This is a genomic window from Flavobacterium sp. 22659 (assembly GCF_052044235.1).
GTDB classification, from domain to species: Bacteria; Bacteroidota; Bacteroidia; order Flavobacteriales; family Flavobacteriaceae; genus Flavobacterium; species Flavobacterium johnsoniae.
Window position 1 is genome coordinate 149,553 of the sequence record NZ_JBQEMU010000010.1, and the last position, 25,810, is coordinate 175,362.

Consider the following 25,810-nt stretch of genomic DNA (forward strand, 5'->3'; position numbering starts at 1 on the left):
CTCTCGTTTTACACCATTTACACAATTCACTAAAAATCAATTATTTAAAAAGAAACAAATTCTTGATTAGACAATAACTATAAAAAACATCATGATTGTTTACGGAACACGAACAGTAAAAACAAAAAAAGAGCAGACAAACAATATAACCTGTACAGGATGCGGGAAAAACAATACTACTCAAATTCAGTATTATCAAAAATACTATCATATTTGGTTTATTCCTATGATACCTTTATCCCGCTCAGGTGTAACGGTATGCAGCAGCTGCGGATATAGTACTGATGATCATACTATGCCAACTTCTTACATAGAGGAATATAAGACAAAACTTCCAAGTCCTAAAATATGGTTCTTCACTGGTCTTATTATTTCTATAATAATCACAATAATAGTTTACTGGAAAAAACATTAAATCATTTCACACTTCTTGTTAAACTTTTTACCACAAATAAAACATTATGAAAAAGACATATAACTCTAGTTCATTAAACAGCAATTTATTAATGGCAGCTGCTATATTATGCCTGACAATTGGTGCTGGTTGTTTTTTCATTTTATTTAAGTATTCTGAACAAATGCCAGAATTAGCAAATGAGTCAAAAAAAAGCCTTTTTCTTTTCCTAATTGGCGGTATTTTCTTTTTTGTACTATCCCGCAAAATACTCCCAAAAGAAAGTTTTGAACTTTCAGAAACAGATATTACAGTTATCAATCGAAAAACCAAAGAAAGAAAACAAATCCTTATTAGGGATATTAAAAACGAAGTAAGCTTTTACAGTGGCAAAATGTCTTTACTACATCTTGGCTTTCAAAAAAATGATGATGATGAGTGGCATATTATTGATCCGCAGGTGAAAAATTATATGGAATTAATACAGAATTTTAAAAATCTTTATCAAAAACAACGTACGCCAATTTTAATTCAACAACAGGACAACGGAAACGATATTATTTTTAAAACATCATCAGACAATAATCCAACTATGAATCAAATGGTTCATGACCCACTTTCAAGATTAAGCAAATACAATAAAAATATACTCGTATCCAAGACAAAAGTAATGATCAATAATAAAGACTTTTTCTTTACCGATATGCAGACTGCTTCTATTACTCATGATGGTAATATTATAGCATTCAACAAAAGCGGTGATGAAATGTTTGTAATTTTTTATTCGCAGATAACAAGCCCTGATGTTTTTTTAGAACTTCTACAAAACGGTTTACAAATACCTGCTACAGCATAATTCATTTCAATAAAGAAAGTTTTGCAACTTCATGGAAAGGCATATTTTCTTTTGAACAAATAGAATTTAAAATTGAAAAAGATAAAATACTTAAAAGATAATTTTTTAAAACCAATTATTAAACATTAAAATGAACAAAATGAACAAAGTAAAACAGTTTTTTAACCTAAGTGCAACTCTTGTATTAACAACATGCTTTTTATTAACCGGATGCAAAAAAGGAAACACTGCTGATACAGCAAGTGAAACTACACGTTTTATAAATGGTACTTATGCTATTATGACTATGCAGAATCAAGGAGACTATAATTTAGTTGGCGGTCAGGACAGCAGTATGAAAGAACCTATAAAACAAATGCTGCAGCAATACTGGTCAATATCTGATTTAAATTCAGGAATGAAACAAGTTCAGGAACTTACATCTGAAAATGGAATGCACAGCAAAGAATTTGTTGACCAAGTAAAAGAACTTGGTATTGATAAGATGAGTAAACAAGAGTTTGAAACTAAACTAGCTGCTATTACAGATCCTGAGCAAAAAATTCATTTACAATTATTATATGATGCTTATACTGATCTTGGCTATAATGCTATTTTAGGATGGGATCTTGGCAGAGCGAACTTCTTGTTAACTAGTTTTTATGTAGCTGGTTTTAATGATGAAAATACAGCTTTAGACAAAGCATTAGAAGTTTCAAAACGTATTCAAAAAACTTTTAAATCATGGGATGAATACAACAGAAGCTACATGTATGGCTATTTATACTGGAGTAACGAAAATCCTAAAGACAGCTCATCAAAATACGCTGAACGTCAAGGATTTATTTCTGAATTAAAAAAAGATACAAAAAGTCCGTTTCAGGTAAAATGGGATACGAAATTAGAAAAAGACTGGAAATAATCCTTTAATATTTACACACAAATAAAATGAGCAATACAGTTCATGGCGTAAGCCTACCAGAATATGCAGCCGCAATTGGTGCTTTGACAACTCAGTCAATTGATACTGATGCTGTACTTAAAGCCCTAAATATCACTTCTGAACAGTGGACAGAAGTATGTACTAAATATCAATTTGCTGCCTTGCAGGATATGGGCACATATATGCAGTATTACAGTAATCCGGCGTTATGTCCTAAATTCAATTATCTTGCTGGTAATGAACAAATAAACAGCAACGCTGAAGCTAATTCAAGCTTTACTCAGCTAATGAATAATTTTTCAGGATTATTTGGCGGTGGTGATGACGATGACGATGATGACGATTTCGAAAACATTGAACCTGTACCTGATGACAAAAAAGAACTGCTTTCTATTGGTTCAATAATATTGCACCAGCATCCTACAGATACATTTGAAATCAACGGTTATAAAAGTGATTTAAAAGAAATGCTTGAAAATGCCTGGAATATTACAGATCATGAAGATGCAGTTGAAATATTGGAATGGCTGAAAGATGAAGGTCACAGAGGAGAAGATGCAGAAATTGACGAAGATACTGAAGATGACATCAAAGAATATGAACAGGCACTGGCTCCCGCTCTAAAATTAAACATTGATGAAGACGGAAATCCAACTGACATTGATGCATGGGATATTGAGCGTATAGGTTCTGTAGCAAGATATTGCTATGCTGCCGGATATATAGATCAGCAAACTTGTTTACAATATTTGGAAACTGCCAGAAAAATGGCAAAAGAAAGATATAATAACTGGTCTGAGTATGCTGCTTCATTTATGACTGGCCGTGCATTTATGTACGGAGGCAGCCCTATAGACTTTGCAACCGTGATATTAGCAATGCTAAGCAGTAAAAAGAGCATTTGGAATACTTATCCATTAAAGTAGTTCTTATATTTCTTTTTACATGATTATTTTTTAGAGGGGCTTATAGTCCCTCTTTTTCCAACAGCTATATACTAGATTTTTTTACTGTATTAAAAGATAAATAATTGCATAATTTAAAAATACAATGAACAATAACAACATACAAGAAATCCTTTTACGAGAACATAATCGTGATAAAAAATTAACCTATTATGCTTTCGCTCTTTATGCAGTAATCGGCATTGTGGTTATAAGTGTTTTATCTAATGTTTTCCTGTCTCGCTTCAGTGGAAACGAAAGTACAACAAGTACTCCTATTTATTACAAATTGATCATACCTATCATTCTTATTGCATTTGGATTTTCAATATTTAAAAAAATAAAAATACTTAATAATCGTCATTTATTAATAGAAAAGCTTTTTAATGATTTAAACGCAGGAAAAAAAGCTGCTTCAATAACACAATTTGTTGATTACAAGATAACATTACCGTTAGGTAAAATCAGAGTCAGGGTGTATCCTATAAATTTCGTTTGTTTTTCAATACAAAATGAAGTGTACAATTTACCTGTACCTCCAGGTATAGAACCGGACTTTAAGGTTTTATTGAGCGGTGTAAATATTGATCATGTAAACAATCTTAAAGAAAATCTTAATAGTGATAAGGTTATTGAAACTATCGAATCTGTTCCCTTAAAAACAATTCCTGAATTTAAGAAGTATGCTGATGCTGAATTGGCTCCTGAACTGGAAAACCTTGAAAAAAGCCGAAAAAAAGGATTGAACCTTTATATCATTGGAATAATTTTTTGTGTTTTGGTTGTTGGTGGTTTTGCAGCTTTTAATTATATAACAGCAGCTAACATATCAAGTAATAGCAGTCCGGAAGAAGCCTCTTCTTATGCAAATTCATTGTTTACTAGTTATATAGTAGGATTTGGAGTTGTTTGTGCTCTAATTTATTTAGTATACATACCAATTATGAAAAAGAGATATAAGCAAATTGGAGATTCAGGAGAAAATTACACTTCATTTAAAGAGCAGATTTTCAAGAAAATGATTGCTTTTATCAATCCGTCTTTTCAATATGTAGAGCATGGCTATATTGGAGCAAGAGAATTACACGAACTAGATATATTTAGAGATAAAAATTATGATGTTACAGGAAATGATCAAATACTTGGCAGCTATAACGGGGTTCCATTTCAATATTGTGACTTGTATATGAGCCATACACCAACTTTTCGTTTACAAAACGAATCGCCTGAAGAAGTTTTTTCCGGACAATTTTTTATGGCCAAATTCAATAAAACATTTAGTACACAAATTGTAATTTCTCCAAAGGCCGGAATTTCAGAATTTATTATTGGTAATTCTTTTTCTTCTAATATAGTGAAGCCTTCTGCTAAGATAATGCTGGAAGATCCAGAGTTTGCAAAAATGTTTGATGTATATGCTAATGATCAGGTAGAAGCACGCTATATTTTAACTCCAACCACTATGCAGAACATTAAAGATATTGCACATAAAGCAAAAGGAAGTCTTTTCTTCTTTTTTATAAACAATAAAATAATTGCTGCAAACAATAATCGAATAAACAAATTTGAAACTGGAGTAACTACCAAATTAAATCCAGAATTACTTGTTTCCTTTTATGAAGATTTATACAAACAATTTTCAATTATTGATGATCTAAAACTGAATATCAATATTTGGAAACAACAAGCTAATTAAAACCATTTACATTATGACAGCAATAATTTTAGGCATCGTTGTAATTGCCATAATCATATTTATAATTTCTGTTTACAACTCACTAAATGTACGAAGTAATCAAATTCAAAATGCATTCTCATCTTTAGATGCTTTATTTATAAAACGAAGTGAGCTTATTCCTAATCTTGTAACAATTGTAAAACAATATACAAATTACGAAAAAGACGTATTAGAAAAAATTACACAATTACGTCAATTAAAAGCGGATACAACTGAATATAAAGCAGATAGTGAAGCCAGTCAAATGATGAAACAAATCATGCTGCAAGTAGAAAATTATCCTGATTTAAGAGCAAATACTCAATTTTTGAATTTGCAATATTCATGGACTGAATCTGAAGAACAAATAGCCGCCGGCCGTCGCTATTTAAGTGCATCTATTACTGATTATAATAATAGGCTTAGTACTTTTCCGGGGAATGTAATTGGCTCTAAATTTGGATTCAAAAAGCATGAATGGCAAATGGCAGCAGAAGCGCAACGCCAAAATGTAAATGCAGAAGAATTATTTAACAAATAATACATTCGAATAAAAAGAAACAGAAAACGAGATGTAAAGTATTTACATCTCGTTTTTTTTATGTCCAAAATCACAAAAAGCTTTTAAAAACAAATTTTATTCTACATTAAATTAATCCTTCTTGTATATATTCGCTGCCTCAATCGAATAGATGAAGATTTTCAAATTACTATTTATTTTAGGGCTTATAAGTCCTTTTTTATCGGCGCAGAATATAAAGAAAACAGATCAGCAGACACTGACCTGGATTCGGTATTATAATATTCTTCCTTTAAGCGAAAAATGGGCTTTGCATTCTGAATTTGATAATCGCAGTTTTGTAAATCCAGTTCATCAAAATCTATTTGTTATACGAGTACAAGGCCGATACCGAGCGACTGAAACTATCGATTTGGGCAGCGGTTTTGCATACTTTAACGTAAATACACAGGATCCAAATATTGATCCTGACTTTTCGATTCCAGAATATCGCACACAACAGGATATTACTTTTATAAACGATATTGCAAAAATTACTTTTCATAATCGATTTCAGATCGAAGAACGTTTTACACAAAAAGCAACACGAACAGAATTACTTGACGATTTCTCCTTTGCATTCCGGTTCCGTTATAGATTACAATCTACTTTTGATCTTTGGAAAAAAGAAAAACAGAGCCTAAAAGCAACAATTTCTGATGAAATTTTATTGAATTACGGAAAAGATAACAAACGAAATACATTTGATCAAAATCGTTTTTATACTGCGCTTCGCTATCACATTAATCCTAATATTGGTTTAGAATTAGGTTATTTAAAAAGTTTTCAAAGACGCGCAAGCGGTGTAGATTTTTATGACCGTGATATTATAAGGTTTACTTTTTACCATAAAATTGATCGCAGATTTTAATAAAAAATCCTAAATCAAATTTGCAATTTGATTTAGGATTTTTTTATTCTATTCCTTTGTCACTTTGAACCTTTGTCCCTTTGAACCTTTGTCCCTTTGAACCTTTGAACCTTTGTCCCTTTGAACCTCAAAGAAAACTAATCTCTCGGTCTTCTCTTTCCTCCTTTTTCAGATCCTGTAAAGTTTCCTATTTTATAAGCCAGAGAAAACATTACATAACGTCTTAAAACCGTATTTTCTTCATCGCGGATTGAAGTTGCCGAAATGGTTCTTGTAGCACTTAAATTTTGATTTAAAACATCATATACTTTTACTTTAGCATAGAGTGTTTTATTTAAAAATCCATACGACAAACTCGTATTCCATAAATAAAAATCTTTTTTAAAGTCGCCGGAAATATTTGAATTATAAGTATAACCAAAATCATTTCCGAAGATTAAATTTTCTGGCCAGTAAGTTGTAGTTTGTAAATTGATTCTGTGTACAACATTTGAAGTAGCATCTCTCGAATAATTTTCGTATTTCGACTGGTTGTACGATAAATTATAAGATGGTGCAATGGTCAGAACATCTCCATAATCGTATGATAAATATACTTTTGGCGTAATAGAAGTCGATTTTGCATTATACAAAACAGCATTTGTAAAACCTTTATCAAAAGTATAACCAGCATTTAATCCTAATCCGTAACGCAGTGTATGCGCGCCAGATTTTATAGACTGGTTCCAGTTTGCTCCAATCGAAGCATTGTAAACACCCGAAATATTTACATACGTTGTCGTTCTTTTTCCGCTTTCATCATAAATTGAAGTCGAAACAATATCATTATCATAATAATCTCCTTTTATGTACAAGCTATACCCAGAACGAGAACGAAAATCATAATTTCTGTAATTAAAATTAATACTGTTTTTTTCTACAGGATGCAGATCAGGATTTCCGATAATGGTATTCAATGGATTATTAAGATTTACAACCGGCATTAATTGTGCAGCCGATGGCAGAGTATTAGAATAATCGTATTTGAATGATAGATTTTTAGAACGGTCAAATTTATATCGCAGTACCGCTGTTGCAAATGGTAAAGCATATTTTTTACTTAAATCTGTCGCATTATTCAAATACAGTGAGTGATTATCAAAATTTACAATCGATGTTCGGCTGTCAAGGTTAAGCGTAAATTTATTTTTTTGAAGCGTAACTCCAACTTTTGGCGTAACCGAGTTTTGAATTGAACTTGTATAATTACTCAATGCTAAATTAAGATCGGTATATTCTTGTGTATCTGGATCAAAATTAAAAGTTCTTTCGTCGTTTGAAGTACTTTTCCAATCAAAATTAGATCCAAATCGTACTCGCAGCGAATCTGTTATAGGCTCAGTATATTCAATATCTGCCGAATAAGAATCACTGGTATTTTTCTTTTTTGTAGTTTGATTTCTTTCATCATTCGGCTGATTGTCCTGATAGAAAATTGTTTCCGAAAGATTCAACCCATCTGCCGTATTGTTAGTGTTGTTATTAGTAAATACAAAACTAAAATTTCGGGATTTCTTTTCGAAAGACTTATTAAAATTGATTGTGTTTCCAAAATTGGTATTATCACCTTCAGAATATGATTTTGAAGTACTTCTGTTCAACTCATTTCCATCTTCATCCTCAGAAAAACTAGACGAAGTCGAATTACTGTTGGTTCTCGATTGATTCAATTTTGGCGCTACAACCAATCGAATACTTGGACTGATTTTATACTCTAATTCAAAATTGACGTTATTTCCTGTACTTTCGTTTCTTGTTTTAGCTTCGGCCTCGGTTATAATATTTCCGGTTGGTAAAAAACTAAGCTGGTTTGATTTACTGTCGTTGTTATTAATGGTATTTGAGAAATTGTAACTTCCCATAGCCAGCAGTTTTTCAGTCCAGTCATCAGAGTAATTAACTCCCACTAGATTTGACTGCGTAATTCCTTTTCCACTAGAACCGGAGCTTGTACTTCCACCTCTTCCGCTGCTGTTTCTTCCGCCTCCCATATTATCAAAAACATCGTCCATTGAAAATCCGGTCGAATTGATATTGTTTGACGAAGCCAGTAAACTTATTTTCTGCTTGTTATTAAAATAATTCAGATTCACATTGGCTTCATAACGATCATCGGTACCGTAACCTCCCATTATTTTTCCAAAATATCCTTTGTTTTTCTTTTCATCAATAGTAATATTGATACTCGAAAAATCTGAAGTTGATTCTTGTTTAGAAAGCTCTTCTTTTTTGGTTTTAAAATCAGAAACCTGAATTTTTTTAATAATATCGGCCGGCAGATTTTTAATGGCAATAGCTCCATCTTTATCAAAAAACGTTTTTCCGTTTACCAAAACCTGATTCACTTCTCGTCCGTTCACCGTAATTTTTCCGTCATTATCGACATCAAATCCCGGCAGTTGTTTTAATAAAGTTTCAACATTAGAATCCGGACGGACTTTATAAGAAGCCGCGTTAAACTCTAAAGTATCTTTTTTGATAGTAATTGGCGCTGCTTCGGTTTTTATAACAACGTCATTCAGCGTATTTACATTTTCTATCATGTAAAGTTTTCCGAAATCTTTGTTTTCAGTAAGCCCCTTGTATTCTTCGTAATAGGTTTGATATCCCATATAACTCACCTTTAAAAAAACAGGCTTTTCATATTTTTTGATATCCATTCTAAAAGCACCATTTTTATCTGTAGTGGCGTATTCGATAACGGTAGAATCTTTTATAGTAGTAAAATAAACAGTTGCCATTTCCAGAGGCAATTGTGTGTTAACGTCTAAAACGGTTCCTCTAAGTGTAACGTCGTTTTGTGCATTGGCAGTCAAAACAAAAAGGAATAAAAACGATAAAAATGAATAAATCTTGGTCATAAAATTGGGTTAGTTAGATTAGTTAGACTACAGAAAAAACAAAAGGTTTAAAATTTTATTTTTTAATTGTAGTTTTTACATTTATTCAAATAACGTGCCATTAAAATTATCATATAAAAAAAGTCCCCTATTTTGGGGACTTTTTTTTATTATTTCTCTCTGATATAAATATCGATTGGCACTCCTGCAAAATCCCAATTATCACGAATTTTATTTTCCAGATATCTCTTATATGGTTCTTTTACATACTGCGGCAGATTGGCAAAAAATACAAACTGAGGAGTCTGCGTTGGCAATTGCATGCAATATTTAATTTTTACATATTTTCCTTTCATTGCCGGCGGCGGATATGCTTCGATAACTTTCAGCATATATTCGTTGAATTTTGAAGTAGAAATTCTTTGCTTTCTGTTTTCAAAAACCTGAACCGTAGCTTCTAATGCTTTTAATAAACGTTGTTTCGTTAAAGCCGAAACGAATAAAATAGGCACATCTGTAAAAGGCATTAATTCCTTGCGGATTTTCTCTTCGTAATCACGGCTTGACATGGTGTCTTTTTCAACTAAATCCCATTTGTTAACCAAGATTACAACACCTTTACGGTTTTTCTCTGCAAGCCAAAAAATACTCTGGTCCTGACCTTCAAAACCACGTGTTGCATCGATTACTAATATACAAACATCTGCATGCTCAATTGCTCTTACAGAACGCATTACAGAATAAAATTCTAAATCTTCTTTTACTTTTGCTTTACGACGGATTCCCGCAGTATCAACCAAATTGAATTCGAAACCAAAACGGTCAAATTTTGTATCGATCGCATCACGTGTTGTTCCGGCAATATCGGTTACGATATAACGATCCTGACCAATTAAGGCGTTGATAAAACTAGATTTTCCTGCATTTGGGCGTCCTACCACAGCAAAACGAGGTAATTCTTCTGCTGCCTCTGCTGGTTCTGGTTTTTCTGGAAATGCTTCAATTAAAGCATCTAATAAATCTCCTGTTCCGCTTCCTGAAATACTGGCGAAAGTATAATAATCTCCTAAACCAAGATTATAAAATTCTACAGCATCTTTTTCGCGCATGGCGTTATCTACTTTGTTTACAGCCAATAAAACAGGTTTTGTTACTTTACGAAGTAACTTTGCTACTGTTTCATCCATTGGTGTAATCCCTTCTTCAACATCAACCACAAAAATAATAACATCGGCTTCGTCGATAGCAAGTTCTACCTGTTTACGAATTTCACCTTCAAATACGTCATCAGATCCGCGAACGTATCCTCCAGTATCAATGACAGAAAACTCTTTTCCGTTCCACTCGCTTTTACCATAGTTTCTATCACGGGTAACCCCAGATACTGAATCTACAATAGCTTCTCTTCTTTGTATCAGCCTATTAAAAAGGGTCGATTTCCCTACATTAGGTCTTCCTACTATCGCAACAATGTTATTATTCATTTTTTTTGAATTTTAGACTTTAGACTTTAGATTTCAGATTTTTAGCTGCCTAAAAACCGGATCACTAAAACCCTAAATGCCTTATTTAAATTTTTTGCAAAGGTAGTCTTTTTTAGTTTGCAGTCACAGTTTTAAGTATTCAGTAAAAAAACTGGTAAAAATGTGGCTCTAAACTAAAAATGGACTACTTTTTTTAGCAGCTGTTTTCTTATTGATTTAGTTTTCAGTCCCGTTATCAGTATCAGATTGAGACTGAATACTGCGACTGTAAACTCTTTTATTGATTATACCCAAATCGTTTCAGCATATTGGCGTTGCTTCTCCAGTTTTTGTTCACTTTTACGTAAAGTTCAATGTGAATTTGTTTTCCGAAGAATTTCTCCAAATCAACGCGGGCATCTGTTCCTACTTTTTTCAAAGCTGCGCCTTTATGCCCAATAATGATTCCTTTTTGCGTATCGCGTTCTACCATAATTACAGAACGGATTCTGATAATCGTATCGGTTTCATGAAATTCTTCTGTTACGATTTCTACTGCGTATGGAATTTCTTTAGCGTAATTCAACAAGATTTTCTCACGAATCGTTTCGTTTACAAAGAAACGTTCCGGCTTGTCTGTTAACTGATCTTTAGGGTAATAAGCCGGAGATTCTGGCAGTAATTGAATAATTCTGTCAAAAACTTCCGGGACATTAAAATTTTGAAGTGCTGAAATTGGGAAAATTTCAGCATTTGGCACTTTTTCTTTCCAAAAAGCAACCTGCTCTTCTAATTGTTCCTGATTTGAGTTGTCGATTTTATTTAATAATAGTAAAACCGGGATTTTAGCATAAAAGATTTTTTTAAAGAAATCTTCGTCTTTTAAATTCTGCTCCCCTATTTCGACCATGTAAACTAAAATATCAGCATCTTCAAAAGCCGACTTTACGAAGTTCATCATCGACTCCTGCATTTCATAAGCCGGTTTTATAATTCCGGGAGTATCTGAAAGTACTATTTGAAAATCTTCGCCATTTACGATTCCTAAGATTCTATGGCGTGTTGTTTGTGCTTTTGAAGTTATGATTGATAATCTTTCTCCAACAAAGGCGTTCATTAGTGTCGATTTTCCAACATTTGGATTCCCGATGATGTTTACAAAACCTGCTTTATGTGACATTTGCATATTATTTATTTTGCAAAGGTAGTCATATCAAGTTAATACAGAAAATAAAACATTTTTTAAAGTTTTCGTTGGATTTCACAAAAATCGGCGTATCTTTGCACCCGAAACATCGCGGGATAGAGCAGTAGGCAGCTCGTCGGGCTCATAACCCGAAGGTCACAGGTTCGAGTCCTGTTCCCGCTACTAAGAAAAAGCTTCAGAGAAATCTGGAGCTTTTTTGTTTTTATCTTTCTGTTCTTTGCAAACACAGATTTCAAATCTGCGATATATGAGTGGTGATATTTCTGGCAATAGAAGCAATCCTTTTCAATTATGTTGCCACTGATATTTTTCAATATTCTTGTTGCACTTCTTATTCTTAAACTTTCTGTTATATTAAATTATGTTTCTATCAATAGAAGATAAGTGAAATTTAAAAACCACATTTTCAAGCGAACAAAAATGTGGTTTTTAACTTATATATGCATTTTAATTTATTCGACTATTATTTTTCTAACAACAGTAGATCCTTCGACTTCTAAATACAGATAATAAATCCCTTTTGAGAATCCTGATAAATTAATACTATTATGATTTGAACCAGTAGTAAACTTAGCAACTGTTACTAATTTTCCTAATGTATCGTACACACTTACTTTTTCAAGTACAATGTTGTCAATGTGTAATTCTTCTTTGGTCGGATTAGGGTAAACGGCGATTTTGTAAAAAACCATATCTTCGATTCCTAAAGTACAATTTGTTTTCGAATAAATTGCTGTTGCATCTTTGGCCGCTGACCAATAGGTATCAGCATAAGCAGCATCATCAACCACAATGCAGGATAGCTGCTTATTCGTTTTAAAATTGACATTAACCAGTTTGCCATTATTTCCATTACTTAAATTCAAAGAGGTCAATAGATTATTTGAACAATTTACATCTGTAAGAAGAGTATTCTTAGAAAGGTCTAAACTTACTATCTGATTGTTAGAACAACTCAATTTAATTAAAGATACGTTTTTAGAAACATCTAAAGCTGTTAGCTGGCTGACAGCATTGTTTTTGGCATTGATTTTATTAGTGCCTGTTACGATACCATCACAATACAATTCTGTAAGCTGGGCATTTTTAGAAACATCTAAAGTCGTTAATGGATTCTTGGAACAATCTAAATATTTCAGTGCAAGATTCGAAGACAAATTTATTGAAGTCAATAAATTTCCTTGACAATTTAATATTTCTAGGTTTTGAAAAGATTCGATTCCTGATAAACTGGTGATACCCGAATTGGATACGTTTAAACTGGTTACATTTGTTATACTCGCCAGCAAAACAGAACCATTTTTGCCATCTGTATCAATACCTAAAGCAATTAATTTGTCTTCAAACTCACTACTGACTACGACCACACCAGGACAGTAATCAGAATAACTTGCCGCAGCATCTTTCTTTGTAGCCCAATTGACATTAGAATAAGCAACATTATCTACCTGAATACAGCTTAGATTAGGGTTGTTTGTAAAATTAATGCCGCTTAATTTAACATTACTCCCGTTCTTTAAATTTAAACTTGTCAGTAAGTTATAACCACAATTTAAGCTTGTTAAAGCTTTATTATTGGAAACATTTAAATTAATTAATTGATTTTGACTGCAAGTTAAAACATCTAATTTAGTATTACTTGAAACATCTAAATTCGCTAATTGGTTTTTTTCACATCTTAAATCCAGTAAATTAATATTCCTAGAAACATCCAAATTTGTTAATGAATTTGAATAACAATATAAAGCTGACAAAACTGTATTCTTAGAAACATCCAAATTCGTTAATAAATTTGAACTGCAATCCAAATATCTTAAATCAGTATTCGCAGAAACATCCAAATTCGTTAGTTGACTATTATAAAAAGATATAGCTCGTAAAGCAGTATTCTTAGAAACATCTAAAGCAGTTAATTGGTTTTTTCCACAAAATAAAGATATTAGAGCAACATTCTTAGAAACATCTAAAGCCATTAATTGATTTTCGGAACAATATAATTCTTCTAGTACATTCTTAGAAACATCTAAACTCGTTAATTGATTCTCATAACATTTTAAAATCTTTAAAGCCGCAAAATCTTGAATTCCGGTTAAATCAGTAATTTTACTATACGTGACATCCAAAGAAGTCAATGAAGAGATACTCGCTGTTGACACTTTTCCGTTTGTACCATCGGTATCAATACCAAGAGCGATTAGTTTCTTTTCGAAATTCGCATCAGGAATAAGGGTGTATTGAACAACAGCTGAACAATCTGTACTATATCCAGTCGCAGGATCTTTTGAACTAGCCCAGTTAGCAGCAGAATAAGCAACATTATCTACCTGCATACAAGTTAAATCAGGGTTGTTTTTAAAGTTTCTGGTCGTTAAATAAGTATTTCTTCCATTCTTTAAATTCAAACTAGTTAATTGATTCGAACTACAATTTAGAGAATTTAAAGATTTATTCTTAGAAATATCTAAACTAGTTAATTTATTACCGCTGCAATTTAATGTATACAACCCTATAAAACTCTCAATACCAGTTAAATCAGAAATAGAACTATTGGATACATCCAAATCAGTTAATGTGTTTATTTTATAAGTCGGCACTTGTCCGTCAGCTACTCCGGAATCAATTCCTAAAGAGATTAACTTATTTTCAAAATTCACATCAGGAATAAGAATGGAAGATAAGCAGTCTTTACTGTAACTTGCCACAGCGTCTTTATATGATTTCCAGCTGTTAGTAGAGTAATAATCATTATCTACCTGAATACAGCTTAAATTAGGGTTGTTTTTAAAGTTGAAGCTAGTGAAATACTGATTATTTCCATTTTGCAGATTTAAACTCGTTAATTGATTTGAATTACAGTCTATATATCTTAAAACAGTATTCTTAGAAACATCTAAAGCCGTTAATTGATTCGAATAACAATATAATTCAATTAAAGCTGTATTTTTAGAAACATCTAAAGATGTCAGCTGATTAGAATAACAATATATTTTTTTTAAAACAGTACTCTTAGAAACATCAAAACTTGTTAATTTATTTGAGTAACATCTTACTTCTGTCAAAGCAGGATTGTTAGAAGCATCTAAACTTATTAATTGATTATTATAGCATTCTAAAGAGATTAAAGCAGGATTCTTAGAAACATCTAAAGCCGTTAATTCATTACCAGAACAATATAAATAGGTCAGCGCAGCATTTTTAGAAACATCTAAAGCTGGTAATTTATTAGAATAACACGTTAATTGTTCTAGAACTGTATTATTAGAAATATCTAATGCCGTTAATTGATTCGAATAACATACTAAAGATTTTAAAGCAGTATTCTTAGAAAAATCTAAAGTCGTTAATTGATTGCCACTGCAATTTAAAGACTGCAAAGCTGTAAAATCTTGAATTCCGGTTAAATTAGTAATAGAACCGCTGGAAATATTCAAAGAAGTTACTACTGAGACTTTAGAGGTCGGTACTTTTCCATCTGCTATACCGGAATCAATTCCTAAAGAGATTAATTTTTTCTCAAAATTCACATCAGGAATAAGGGTGTATTCAACAACAGCTGAGCAATCTAAACTGTAACTTGCCTCAGTATCTTTTGATTTCCAATTGGCATTAGCATAAGCCACATTATCTACCTGAATACAGCTTAAGTAATTGCCATCAAAGGAACTATTTATAGATAACTTAGTATTATTTCCGTTTTTCAAATTCAGTTCTACTAATTGATTGGAAGAACAATCTAAGTATGTTAAAGCAGGATTCTTAGAAAAATCTAAAAACTTTAATTGATTCTCATAACAATGTAAAATTGTTAAAGCAGTATTTTTGGAAACATCTAAAGATTTTAACTGATTGTGATAACAACGTAACTCTACTAAAGCAGTATTCTTGGACAGGTCTATAGTCGTTAAGTAATTGCTTCCAAAACTCAAGTATGTTAAAGCAGTATTCTTTGAAACATCTAAAGCCGTTAATCGATTCGTATCACAAAGTAAAGATTTTAAAGCAGTAAAATCCTGAATTCCTGTTAAATCGCTGATTAGACTTATCCCCCTAACATTCAAAGTAGTAAGAGTGTTTATTTTTGAAGTTAAAACTTTACCATCCGGTGTACCAGAATCAATTCCCTGACGGATTAGTTCTGCTTCAAAATACGGATCGGGGATCAGGGTGTATTGTTGGGCAAAAGATGATACGCTCGCAAAGAATAGTAAATAGAGTAGTTTTATTTTCATAGTAAATATTTTGTTAATATTAAGTCCCAAATATATAGAATATCAACTAACATCCTAATGCAGATTGTTAAAGAAGTTAAAAAAAGTTTGCACTTGAAATAATTTTTTCACCTGTGAGTATTATTCATCAAAAAATATCGCTAAAGGAGAGTATACATATATTTCAAATTGACATTCCATATTTAGATATAATATCTGACAAAAAGTATATTTTCGGGATATTTTTTTATCTTTGAAATTCAGGTTTTTTAATCGAAATGGCTTTATCTTTGAGCCTTCAGAAATCAAGATTCATTTATGGAACAGAAAATTCATCAGGGAAGAAACGTAAAACGTTTTAGAGAAATGCTCAACATAAAACAGGAAGCTTTGGCTTATGATTTGGGCGAAGACTGGAGCCAAAAAAAGATTTCTTTGCTGGAACAGAAAGAAGTAATTGAGGATAATCTGCTTAAACAAATCTCTTCAATATTGAAAATTCCTGTTGAAGCTTTTCAAAACTTTGATGAAGAACAGGCCGTAAATATTATTGCTAACACTTTTCATGAAGGATCTGTTGCTAACAATTCTGGATATATCAATTGCGCTATTAATCCAATTGATAAAATCGTACAACTACACGAAGAAAAAATTGCTTTGTACGAGCGCATGCTAAAAGAAAAAGATGAAATGATGGCAAGACTTGAAAAGCTATTAACGAATAAATGATTTTTAAAATACAGAAGAAAACATACAAGAATATTCCCTCAAAAGAATATTTTTTCACTTTTTTTAAAATTATTTTTTCTCAATAAAATTTTCTTCATTGGCTCTTCTAAAACTAAACAACAAATTATATATCAAATAAATACAAATTTATTAATCTTACTTATTAAAGAAAAACGATCATCAAAAATGATCTTTTAATAAAATTATTTAAAAAATTTTTATCAAAATCCTTTGTACATCTCAAAAATAGTTGCACTTTTGCACCCGCAATAACAAAGCAGGTCCGTTCGTCTATCGGTTAGGACGCCAGGTTTTCATCCTGGTAAGGGGGGTTCGATTCCCCCACGGACTACAAAAAGCTTCAGAGAAATCTGGAGCTTTTTTTGTTTAAAATAGTCTGCTCTAAATATCAGTTCTCAAAACTGAATTTTCAATCAATAAGTCTCTGAAAAAAAGCACAGAACATTTTTTTCAAAAACAGCACCATAACCCAACTTAGTTTATTTACCTTTGCACCCGCATTGGTTTAGCTGCAACTTTTCGAGGGCAGCTAACGAAGAGGGAATCAGGTGCAAATCCTGAACAAGCCCGTTACTGTAAGTTCCATGCAACATTTTGACAGACAAAAAAGCTTTTTGAGGCTTTTAAAATCTAATCTTTTGCCACTGCATTTTTCATCAAATGTGGGAAGGCGGTTCAAAATGGGAATAAGTCAGGAGACCTGCCACTGCAAATAAATTCAGGCTTTCGCGGACCAAAGCTTTGAACAAGCGCAATATCAAACTAACATTTGATTTCGATTTTTTCCGTTTAAAACTATTTGTTACAAATAGACCATTTTTTTATGCACGTATGTAAACAAAGGCCGTTAAGCCTAATACATTGTGGATTATGTTTTTTGCTTTGGATTTTGTTCTCGAATCCAATTTTGGCACAAAACCATCCCAAAGCTAAAGAAGTTGATTCTTTAAAACCGCTTCCATTAAACGAAGTTATTCTAACCGCAAGCAAACGCGAGTTCAGGATAGAGTCGCCTATGCCTGTCCAGATTTTATCTGGCAAACAGCTCGAAAACCTTAACAGTCTTTCTGTTGCCGATGCGGTTCGTTATTTTTCAGGCGTACAATTAAAAGATTACGGCGGAATTGGCGGTTTAAAAACCATTAACGTCCGCAGTTTAGGAAGCGCTCATACAGCAGTTTTTTACGATGGAATGACGGTTGGAAATGCTCAAAACGGACAGGTCGATTTAGGAAAATATTCGCTTGACAATATTGAAGCCATCGAACTTTATAACGGTCAAAAGTCTACTATTTTTCAGCCGGCACGCGGATTTTTCTCTTCTAATACTTTATTCCTAAAATCGAAAGTTCCCGTTTTTGAATCGGGTAAAAATGCAAATGTCAGGGCTTCTTTTAAAACCGGATCTTTCGGACTGGTGAATCCTTCTGTTCTTTATCAGCAAAAAATAACTTCTAAAATAGCTCTTTCATCAAATATTGAATGGATGAAAGCCGATGGAAAGTACAAATACAGGTATCAAAAAAAACACGGTTACGACACGACAGCTGTTCGTCAAAATGGAGATATAACCGCTCTTCGCGCTGAATTAAACCTAAACACAAAGTTTGGAACAAACGGACAAGCCAATCTTAAAGCCTATTATTACGATTCTGAAAGAGGTCTTCCTGGCGCTATTTTAGCCAATCGGTACGAATATGTACAGCGTCAATGGGATCGGAATTTCTTTATTCACGCTTCGGTACAAAATTCTTTTTTTGAAAAACACGAAATGCTGGCAAATGTAAAATTCAGCCGTGATTACAGCCGTTACATCGACCCGGATTATAAAACTCTTGAAGGGGCATTAGACAACAAATATTACCAAAACGAATTTTATGCTTCGATTGTTAATCTCTACAACATAAAAGACTGGTGGAAAATGTCTTTCGCAGCCGATCTTTCTATAAATACACTCGATGCTAATTTATACCATTTCCCCTATCCTACCCGATATTCTTATTTAGGAGCACTTTCAAGCGAAATGCATTGGAAACGTCTGGATATTCAGGCAAATTTATTGGGCGCTTATATCGATGAACAAGTCAAATATTACCAGCAGGGAGACAGTCAGCATGTTTTTTGTCCGGTTGTATCAGCTTCTTTTCAGCCATTTGATGTAAAGAATTTTAGAATCAGGGCATTTTATAAAGAATCTTTCCGAATGCCGACTTTTAATGATTTGTATTACACTTTTATCGGGAACAGCTTTTTGCGCCCGGAATTTACAACTCAATATGATTTTGGAACCACTTATCTTATCGAACCTAAAAAGTTTTTACAATCAGCTTCATTTCAGGCAGATGTTTACTACAACCGCGTAAAAGACAAAATTGTAGCAATGCCGTCTTCTAATCTTTTTAGATGGACGATGATGAATTTGGGAGAAGTTGATATTCGCGGTTTAGAAATCAATACCAATTTGGTTTTTAAATTTCCTGAACAAATATTTTTAGACTTAGGTCTTAGTTATACCTATCAGCAGGCAATCGATATTACACCAAAAGGCACTACTTATGCCGATCAAATTCCTTACACACCTAGAAACAGCGGTACTTTAACTTCTTCTATTAACTGGAAAAACTGGAATTTAAACTACAGTTTTATTTATACAGGCGAAAGATACAGCCAGAAAGCCAACATTCCTGTCAATTATGTAAAACCTTGGTACACGAGCGACATGGCGCTTATCTGGAACGGAAAAATTGAAAAACTTCCTGTAAAAATAAGCGGTGAGGTTAACAATTTATTTAATCAATACTATGATGTCGTACTCAATTTCCCTATGCCGGGAAGAAATTACCGATTAAGTATGTCTATAAATCTTTAAACTAAAACAGCATCAACAATTAAAATCTCAATAATGAAAACAAATTTCAAATTTTGGCTTTTACTCGTATTCGCAGCAATTGCCTTTCAGGGATGTCAGGAAGAAGATCCCATTATTCCTGAAGAAGTGGTGGTTTTACCTCCGGAAACGGTTACAACAGTACAAGGTTTTTACCTTCTTAACGAAGGAAATATGAACATGAACAAAGCTTCGTTAGATTATTACGACTACGAAACAGGAACTTACAAACGCAATGTGTACGGACAGGCAAATCCTGATGCAACTTTGGGCTTAGGAGATGTGGGCAACGACATTGGTATTTACGGCTCTAAACTTTATACAGTAATTAACAACTCAAACAAAGTTGAAGTTATGGATGTGGTTACTGCAAAACGTCTTAAAGTAATTGATGCCAAAAACTGCCGTTACATAACTTTTGCCAACGGAAAAGCTTATTTAAGCGCTTACGACGGTGAAGTACAATTGGGTGAGAATTCTCCAAATGGTTTCGTTGCCGAAATCGACACCACTTCTCTTGCCATTACAAGAACTGTAAAAGTAGGCCGCCAGCCTGAAGAAATGGCAATTGTAGGCAATAAACTTTATGTTGCCAATTCAGGAGGATATAGTCCGCCTGATTATGAAAAAACCGTTTCTGTAATTGACCTAAGCACTTTTACCAAAATAAAAGATATTGAAGTTGCCATAAATCTTCACAGAATTGAAGCCGATGAAGACGGAGATTTGTACGTAAGCTCACGCGGTGATTATTTCAACATTCGCCCTAAATTATTTGTAATCGACACTAAAACAGACAACATCAAAAAAACCTTTGATATTGCCTGTTCTAATATCACAATTGCCGGGGAGAAGGCCTACATTATAGGTTCTGAATTCAGTTATGCAACCGGCGACTGGGCCATTAATTATTCGATGATTAATGTAAAAACCGAAACCCTTCTTTCTGAAAGTTATCTGCCAAAAGCGGTAAGCGACGAAATTGTAATGCCTTACGGAATTGCGGTAGATCCGGTTTCTTTAAACGTTTATGTAACAGATGCAGGAGATTATGTTTCGCCCGGAAAATTGTACTGCATTGACAAAAACGGAAATACAAAGTTTACCGTTACCACAGGCGACATTCCGGCTCATTTTGCTTTTAAAACCAAAAAAACAATAATTAATCCATAACCTTAAATTTTTAAAAATGAAGAAAATTCTACTAGCATTGTCGGTTATCCTGCTTCTATCAGGATGTTACAAAGACGATATTAACGATCTTAAAAACGACGTCAATGACTTGAAAAACAGAATGGCACAATATGAAAACCTGCTTGATGTTCTTAATAAAAGATTGTACGTTGTAAGTTATGAAACTAAAGACGGAAGCTATGTTATTACAATGAGTGACGGATCAAAACTAACGGTTCGCAACACTTCATCTTTCATAAAAATTGGAGAAAACGGAAACTGGTGGATCGACGGTGTTGATACCGGAACATCTGCCAAAGGACAAAACGGAGACAAAGGTGAAGCAGTAAAAATTACTATTGGATCTAACGGAAACTGGATTATCGACGGGACTGATACGGGTGTTTCGGCATCTGGGCAAAAAGGAAAAGATGCTGCTGAAATCATTTCGGTTTCATTGGCAAACGGAATCATGACTTTTACTTTTGCAGACGGACGCACCATCAGCATTAATGCAAGCGCTCCCGAAATTACTCTACCAAATCCAGCAGGAGGTTTTACTGTTGATAAAATGCAGTGGTTTAAAGTTGAAGCAAAAACAGCAAATGCTTCTGGTGCTACTTACAAATGGCTGGTAAACGATCAGGAAGTTTCCTCAACTATTGATTTGTTTTATGTTTTTGCTAATGCAGGAACTTATAATGTTGAGTTTAGAGCTAAAAACGGTGTGGGCGAAAGTTCAAAAAATTTCACTTTAACTGTTGCCGAAAAAACATATTTAAACAGAATTACACGTGTTTTTGATTTCTTCCCGGCTCCAGGGCAATTTATCAATACACTGCCTGCTGCAACTGCTGCAGATACAGATGAAACAATGCGTGCAAAAGCAGAAACGGCCTTAACTACCGGAAGCATGGTAAGTTTAGGAGGATTTGGAGGTTATGTACAATTTGGTTTCGATCATACTATTGTTAATAAAGACGGAGCAGATTTTGTAGTTCTTGGAAATGCTTTTACAGATTGGTCTGAGCCAGGAATTGTAATGGTTTCTTATGATGCAAACGGAAATGGAATTGCTGACGACGAGTGGTTTGAAATTGCAGGCTCTGAACACAACAAACCAACTACAATTAAAAACTACGAGATTACCTACTACAAACCAGAAACTGAACCTGCGAATGCAAACGAACCAAACTACATTCGCTGGACAGATAATCAGGGACAAACCGGATATCTTGCGAAAAACCAATTTCACAGACAATCTTTCTATCCTTTATGGAAAGGAAATACAGTTACTTTAAAAGGAACTTTCCTAAAATCTAATATTTACGACAAATCAGGAACAGGAACAAACTGGGCAAATCCTGCTTACGAATGGGGTTATACAGACAACTGGGCTAATACAGATGCAAGAGGATATATCGATATCAGCTGGGCAGTAAATGCAAAAGGCGAATCGGTAAAACTAAAAGGAATTGACTTTATCAAAGTTTACAATTCAAATCGCGCTGAAGGCGGATGGTTAGGAGAAGTCTCAACCGAAGTTTCAGGATTTAAAGATCTAAATCTACCATAATTTAGAAATCATGTTTTTGGAAATTAAAGCCTCAGTTTTTCTGAGGCTTTTTTTAATTATCTCCTAACCCAAAAACAGTCAGCACTTTACCAGAAACATGCACAAATTGTGAATATCTATTTATTGATTTTCGGGATTTATTTTGCTGTAAAATCTATCTTTGGCATCCTTAAAAAATAGAAAAGATGAGCGCAATTTGGTACGAATGCAAAGTAAAATATAGAAAAACAGATGAAACTGGAGGCCAAAAAGTTTTAACAGAACCTTATTTGGTAGATGCTGTATCTTATACTGAAGCCGAAAAAAGAATTAATGAAGAAATGGGGGCTTATATTAGTGAAGAATTTAAAATCACAAATATAAAAGTGGCTAATTATGCCGAAATACATCCGTTTGAAAATGCCGATCGCTGGTTTAAATCAAAAGTTTCTTTAATTGCTTATGATGAAGAAAGCGGTAAAGAAAGAAAATCAAACATGTACATGCTGGTTCAGGCAAATGATGTTAGAGAAGCTTACGACAACACGATTCATGTAATGAAAAACACAATGGGAGAATATTCTATCCCTGCCATTTCAGAATCGCCAATTATGGACGTTTTCCCGTATTTCAGCGGTGAAGAAGAAGAAACCGAAATGCTGGAAAGATTCAATGCGCTAAAAGCTTCTAAACCTGCAAAACCAGATGCAGAAATAGTAGACCACATGGAATTTGAAACCGCAGAAGAAGAATAAATTTTCTTAAAAATCCAAAAAAATAAGCTTCAGAGAAATCTGGAGCTTTTTTATTTTCTAACGATAACCTGTAAGCATTTTTCAAATCAAAATAAACCCTATATTCGTTATACAAAACCATTTACTAAACCAAAAGCTCCATGAACAAAAAAACACTAATCTTAATTGGGTTTATTATTCTAAAATTTGTTCTTCAATATGTTTTAATAAGTCCCGAATATGATTTGCAGCGTGATGAGTATTTACATCTCGATCAGGCGCATCATCTCGCTTGGGGCTATTTATCTGTTCCGCCTGTTACTTCATGGTTTTCGTATCTTATTTTACTGCTTGGAAATTCTGTTTTCTGGGTTAAATTCTTCCCTGCCCTTTTTGGTGTTTTGACACTTATAATTGTCTGGAAAACTATTGAGCTTTTAAAAGGAAATCTTTACGCTTTGGTTTTAGGTGCAATGTGCATCGTATTTTCATCACTTTTAAGAATCAACATGCTTTATCAGCCCAACTCATTTGATGTTTTGTGCTGGACGGCATTTTATTATATTTTGATACAATATATTATTTCCGAAAAACCAAAATGGCTTTATATTGGAGCCGTTGTTTTTGCTTTTGGATTTTTAAATAAATACAACATTCTCTTTCTCCTTATCGGACTTTTGCCAGCACTTATTCTTTCTAAACAAAGAAAAATACTGGCTGAAAAAAAGCTATACTTCGCTTTATTTTTAGGATTAATTCTGATTCTGCCAAACTTATTATGGCAGTATAATAATCATTTTCCAATTGTGCATCACATGAAAGAATTGTCTGAAACACAATTGGTAAATGTCAATCGTGCCGATTTTTTAAAAGAACAGCTTTTGTTTTTTATAGGCTCATTTTTTGTAATCCTTGCTTCATTTTATGCTTTGTTATTTTACAAACCGTTTCAAAAATTTAAGTTCCTTTTTGCTTCAATAATTTTTACAATACTTGTGTTTTTATATTTTAAGGCAAAAGCCTATTATGCCATTGGTTTGTATCCTATATACATTGCTTTGGGTTCTGTTTTTCTTGCAGATATTTTAAACTCGGGATGGAAACGCTATTTAAAACCTGTTTTTATTGCGCTTCCGTTATTATTTTTTGTTCCGATGTATTACTTGGCTTTCCCAAACAGAAGTCCCGAAAAATTAGCTGCCGAAAAGCAGACACATCGTTGGGAAGACGGAAAAGAACACAACTTATCTCAGGATTTTGCCGATATGCTGGGCTGGAAAGAACTGGCCCGAAAAACAGATTCGGTTTATACTCTGTTTCCAAAATCAGAAAACACGTTGGTGCTTTGTGACAATTACGGACAAGCGGGCGCCATTAATTTTTATACCAAAAAAGGAATCAAAGCCGTTTCTTTTAATGCCGATTATGTAAACTGGTTCAATTTGAATGTGTATTACAAAAACTTAATTCGGGTTAAAACCTTTGAAGAAAACAGCAATGAATTTAAAGAAACAAGTCCGTTTTTTCAGTCGGCTTTTATAGCGGGCAAAATCACAAATAAATATGCCAGAGAATACGGAACAACCATTTTTGTTTTTACCAATGCCAAAGTCAATATCAACAAAAGACTTCAGCAGGAAATTGACGAAGAAAAAAATTACATCAAAGAATAACTAAATAATGTTAGATTTTTATCTCATAAAAGACGATCAAATTACTCCCGATTCACCAACAGAACTTGAATTTATTGGGCAACTTGACAGTAAAACATTTAAAAATTTAAAAACTAAGGGAATTATTGAAAACCATTATGAGTATAACTCAGACTTTAGATGGAAGAGTGAACAAATAAAGCAAATTTGCCAAAATAATATAGACCATAAACTACAAAACGATACTGATGTAAAACAATTATTTAAGATAATTGAAATCATTGAAAACACCAATAGTGGGATTATTGCTTTTGGAGATTGAAATATTTATCAGCTCTAAAAAATATCAAATAAAATTATACCTATTAATGATTGATTTTACCAATATAGAATATTTAAAAAACGGAAATCCCAGACAAATTCAAGCATATAAAACCCTGACTGAAAATAAGGTTTTAGAAATCCTGGCTGAATTTGATCCAATTCTGGCTGGCACAATTCCTATAAATATTGATATTGAAAACAGCGATCTGGATATTATTTGTTATTGGAAAACCAAAACTGAATTTATTACTAAAATCGCTTCTGCATTTGAAAACAAAACCGATTTTAAAATTTGGGAAGCCAATATAGACGAACACCAATCTGTAATTGCAAACTTTAAAATAGAGGGGTTTGAAATCGAAATTTTTGGGCAGAACGTTCCAACTCAAAATCAAAATGGTTACAAACATATGGTTATTGAGCACAAAATCCTGCAATCGAAAGACGAAAACTTTCGATTAGAAATTATAAAACTTAAACAAAACGGTTACAAAACCGAGCCTGCTTTTGGCAAATTATTGGGTTTAAAAAACAATCCTTACAAAGAATTACTTGATTATCAAGTCTAATTTCGTCAAGAACAAAAAGTAACCAACTACAAACCAAACCATTACAACAAAAACAAACTTAAATAAAAATATTTCACTAATTTCTTTGCATAACAGTATTTAGTGTGTATCTTTGCACCCGAAACATCGCGGGATAGAGCAGTAGG

General features: G+C 33.1%; 19 protein-coding genes, 2 tRNA genes and 1 riboswitch. Of the genes, 17 read left to right on the forward strand and 4 right to left on the reverse strand.

The window, feature by feature from the left end; genetic code table 11:
- The first annotated feature begins 91 nt into the window (after positions 1-91).
- The 7 genes from ACTJIW_RS12345 to ACTJIW_RS12375 all read left to right on the forward strand — a co-directional run bounded on the left by ACTJIW_RS12345 (position 92) and on the right by ACTJIW_RS12375 (position 6,263).
- The gene (locus ACTJIW_RS12345) at positions 92-415 is read left to right on the forward strand and encodes a zinc-ribbon domain-containing protein (protein WP_440714369.1); all 324 of its coding nucleotides are present in this window, start codon (positions 92-94) and stop codon (positions 413-415) included.
- Between the two features lie 46 nt (positions 416-461).
- Positions 462-1,250: a hypothetical protein gene (locus ACTJIW_RS12350; RefSeq protein WP_440714370.1), complete on the forward strand. Its 789-nt coding sequence runs from the start codon at positions 462-464 to the stop codon at positions 1,248-1,250.
- A gap of 139 nt (positions 1,251-1,389) precedes the next feature.
- Positions 1,390-2,151, forward strand: coding sequence for a DUF1266 domain-containing protein (locus ACTJIW_RS12355; RefSeq protein ID WP_183044608.1), 762 nt, complete (start codon positions 1,390-1,392; stop codon positions 2,149-2,151).
- A 26-nt stretch (positions 2,152-2,177) separates the two neighbouring features.
- Positions 2,178-3,098, forward strand: coding sequence for a DUF1266 domain-containing protein (locus ACTJIW_RS12360; RefSeq protein ID WP_440714371.1), 921 nt, complete (start codon positions 2,178-2,180; stop codon positions 3,096-3,098).
- 124 nt (positions 3,099-3,222) lie between these two features.
- Positions 3,223-4,812 carry a DUF3137 domain-containing protein gene (locus ACTJIW_RS12365; protein ID WP_440714372.1) on the forward strand — a complete coding sequence of 530 codons (1,590 nt, stop codon included), beginning with the start codon at positions 3,223-3,225 and terminating at the stop codon, positions 4,810-4,812.
- Between the two features lie 13 nt (positions 4,813-4,825).
- Positions 4,826-5,374 (forward strand): LemA family protein, encoded by a 549-nt coding sequence (locus ACTJIW_RS12370; protein ID WP_440714373.1) that lies wholly within the window; start codon positions 4,826-4,828, stop codon positions 5,372-5,374.
- Positions 5,375-5,525: 151 nt separating this feature from the next.
- Positions 5,526-6,263, forward strand: a complete 738-nt coding sequence (locus ACTJIW_RS12375) for a DUF2490 domain-containing protein (protein WP_440714374.1) — start codon at positions 5,526-5,528, stop codon at positions 6,261-6,263.
- Positions 6,264-6,400: 137 nt separating this feature from the next.
- Here ACTJIW_RS12375 and ACTJIW_RS12380 read toward each other — a convergent pair whose 3' ends face one another.
- The 3 genes from ACTJIW_RS12380 to era form a co-directional block, all read right to left on the reverse strand.
- Positions 6,401-9,163 carry an outer membrane beta-barrel protein gene (locus ACTJIW_RS12380; RefSeq protein WP_012023956.1) on the reverse strand — a complete coding sequence of 921 codons (2,763 nt, stop codon included), beginning with the start codon at positions 9,161-9,163 and terminating at the stop codon, positions 6,401-6,403.
- Positions 9,164-9,312: 149 nt separating this feature from the next.
- The gene (gene der / locus ACTJIW_RS12385; protein WP_121362128.1) at positions 9,313-10,626 is read right to left on the reverse strand and encodes a ribosome biogenesis GTPase Der; all 1,314 of its coding nucleotides are present in this window, start codon (positions 10,624-10,626) and stop codon (positions 9,313-9,315) included.
- A 277-nt stretch (positions 10,627-10,903) separates the two neighbouring features.
- Positions 10,904-11,785 (reverse strand): GTPase Era, encoded by an 882-nt coding sequence (era, locus tag ACTJIW_RS12390; protein ID WP_121362129.1) that lies wholly within the window; start codon positions 11,783-11,785, stop codon positions 10,904-10,906.
- Positions 11,786-11,901: 116 nt separating this feature from the next.
- On the opposite strand from era, the gene ACTJIW_RS12395 reads away from it, so the two are divergent.
- A tRNA-Met gene (locus tag ACTJIW_RS12395) sits at positions 11,902-11,974 on the forward strand.
- Between the two features lie 290 nt (positions 11,975-12,264).
- On the opposite strand, the gene ACTJIW_RS12400 is transcribed toward ACTJIW_RS12395, so the two are convergent.
- Positions 12,265-16,041, reverse strand: coding sequence for a T9SS type A sorting domain-containing protein (locus ACTJIW_RS12400; RefSeq protein ID WP_440714375.1), 3,777 nt, complete (start codon positions 16,039-16,041; stop codon positions 12,265-12,267).
- Positions 16,042-16,338: 297 nt separating this feature from the next.
- Between ACTJIW_RS12400 and ACTJIW_RS12405 the strand changes: the two genes are divergently transcribed.
- From ACTJIW_RS12405 to ACTJIW_RS12445, 9 genes are all read left to right on the forward strand, one after another.
- Positions 16,339-16,749 (forward strand): helix-turn-helix domain-containing protein, encoded by a 411-nt coding sequence (locus tag ACTJIW_RS12405; RefSeq protein WP_440714376.1) that lies wholly within the window; start codon positions 16,339-16,341, stop codon positions 16,747-16,749.
- 280 nt (positions 16,750-17,029) lie between these two features.
- Positions 17,030-17,101: transfer RNA gene (locus ACTJIW_RS12410), tRNA-Glu, on the forward strand.
- Between the two features lie 153 nt (positions 17,102-17,254).
- Positions 17,255-17,492: riboswitch (cobalamin riboswitch) on the forward strand.
- A gap of 185 nt (positions 17,493-17,677) precedes the next feature.
- Positions 17,678-19,639 (forward strand): TonB-dependent receptor, encoded by a 1,962-nt coding sequence (locus ACTJIW_RS12415; RefSeq protein WP_440714377.1) that lies wholly within the window; start codon positions 17,678-17,680, stop codon positions 19,637-19,639.
- A gap of 33 nt (positions 19,640-19,672) precedes the next feature.
- A complete protein-coding gene (locus ACTJIW_RS12420; protein ID WP_012023950.1) occupies positions 19,673-20,830 on the forward strand; it encodes a DUF5074 domain-containing protein in 1,158 nt (385 codons plus the stop codon).
- A 16-nt stretch (positions 20,831-20,846) separates the two neighbouring features.
- Positions 20,847-22,406: a PKD-like domain-containing protein gene (locus tag ACTJIW_RS12425; protein ID WP_440714378.1), complete on the forward strand. Its 1,560-nt coding sequence runs from the start codon at positions 20,847-20,849 to the stop codon at positions 22,404-22,406.
- Between the two features lie 185 nt (positions 22,407-22,591).
- Positions 22,592-23,140 carry a DUF4494 domain-containing protein gene (locus ACTJIW_RS12430; protein WP_440714379.1) on the forward strand — a complete coding sequence of 183 codons (549 nt, stop codon included), beginning with the start codon at positions 22,592-22,594 and terminating at the stop codon, positions 23,138-23,140.
- Between the two features lie 140 nt (positions 23,141-23,280).
- A complete protein-coding gene (locus tag ACTJIW_RS12435) occupies positions 23,281-24,792 on the forward strand; it encodes a glycosyltransferase family 39 protein (RefSeq protein ID WP_149208355.1) in 1,512 nt (503 codons plus the stop codon).
- Between the two features lie 7 nt (positions 24,793-24,799).
- Complete coding sequence (locus ACTJIW_RS12440) at positions 24,800-25,093, forward strand: hypothetical protein (RefSeq protein ID WP_073407720.1); 294 nt, start codon at positions 24,800-24,802, stop codon at positions 25,091-25,093.
- 46 nt (positions 25,094-25,139) lie between these two features.
- Positions 25,140-25,664, forward strand: a complete 525-nt coding sequence (locus ACTJIW_RS12445; RefSeq protein ID WP_149208356.1) for a DUF4269 domain-containing protein — start codon at positions 25,140-25,142, stop codon at positions 25,662-25,664.
- Positions 25,665-25,810 lie beyond the last annotated feature (146 nt).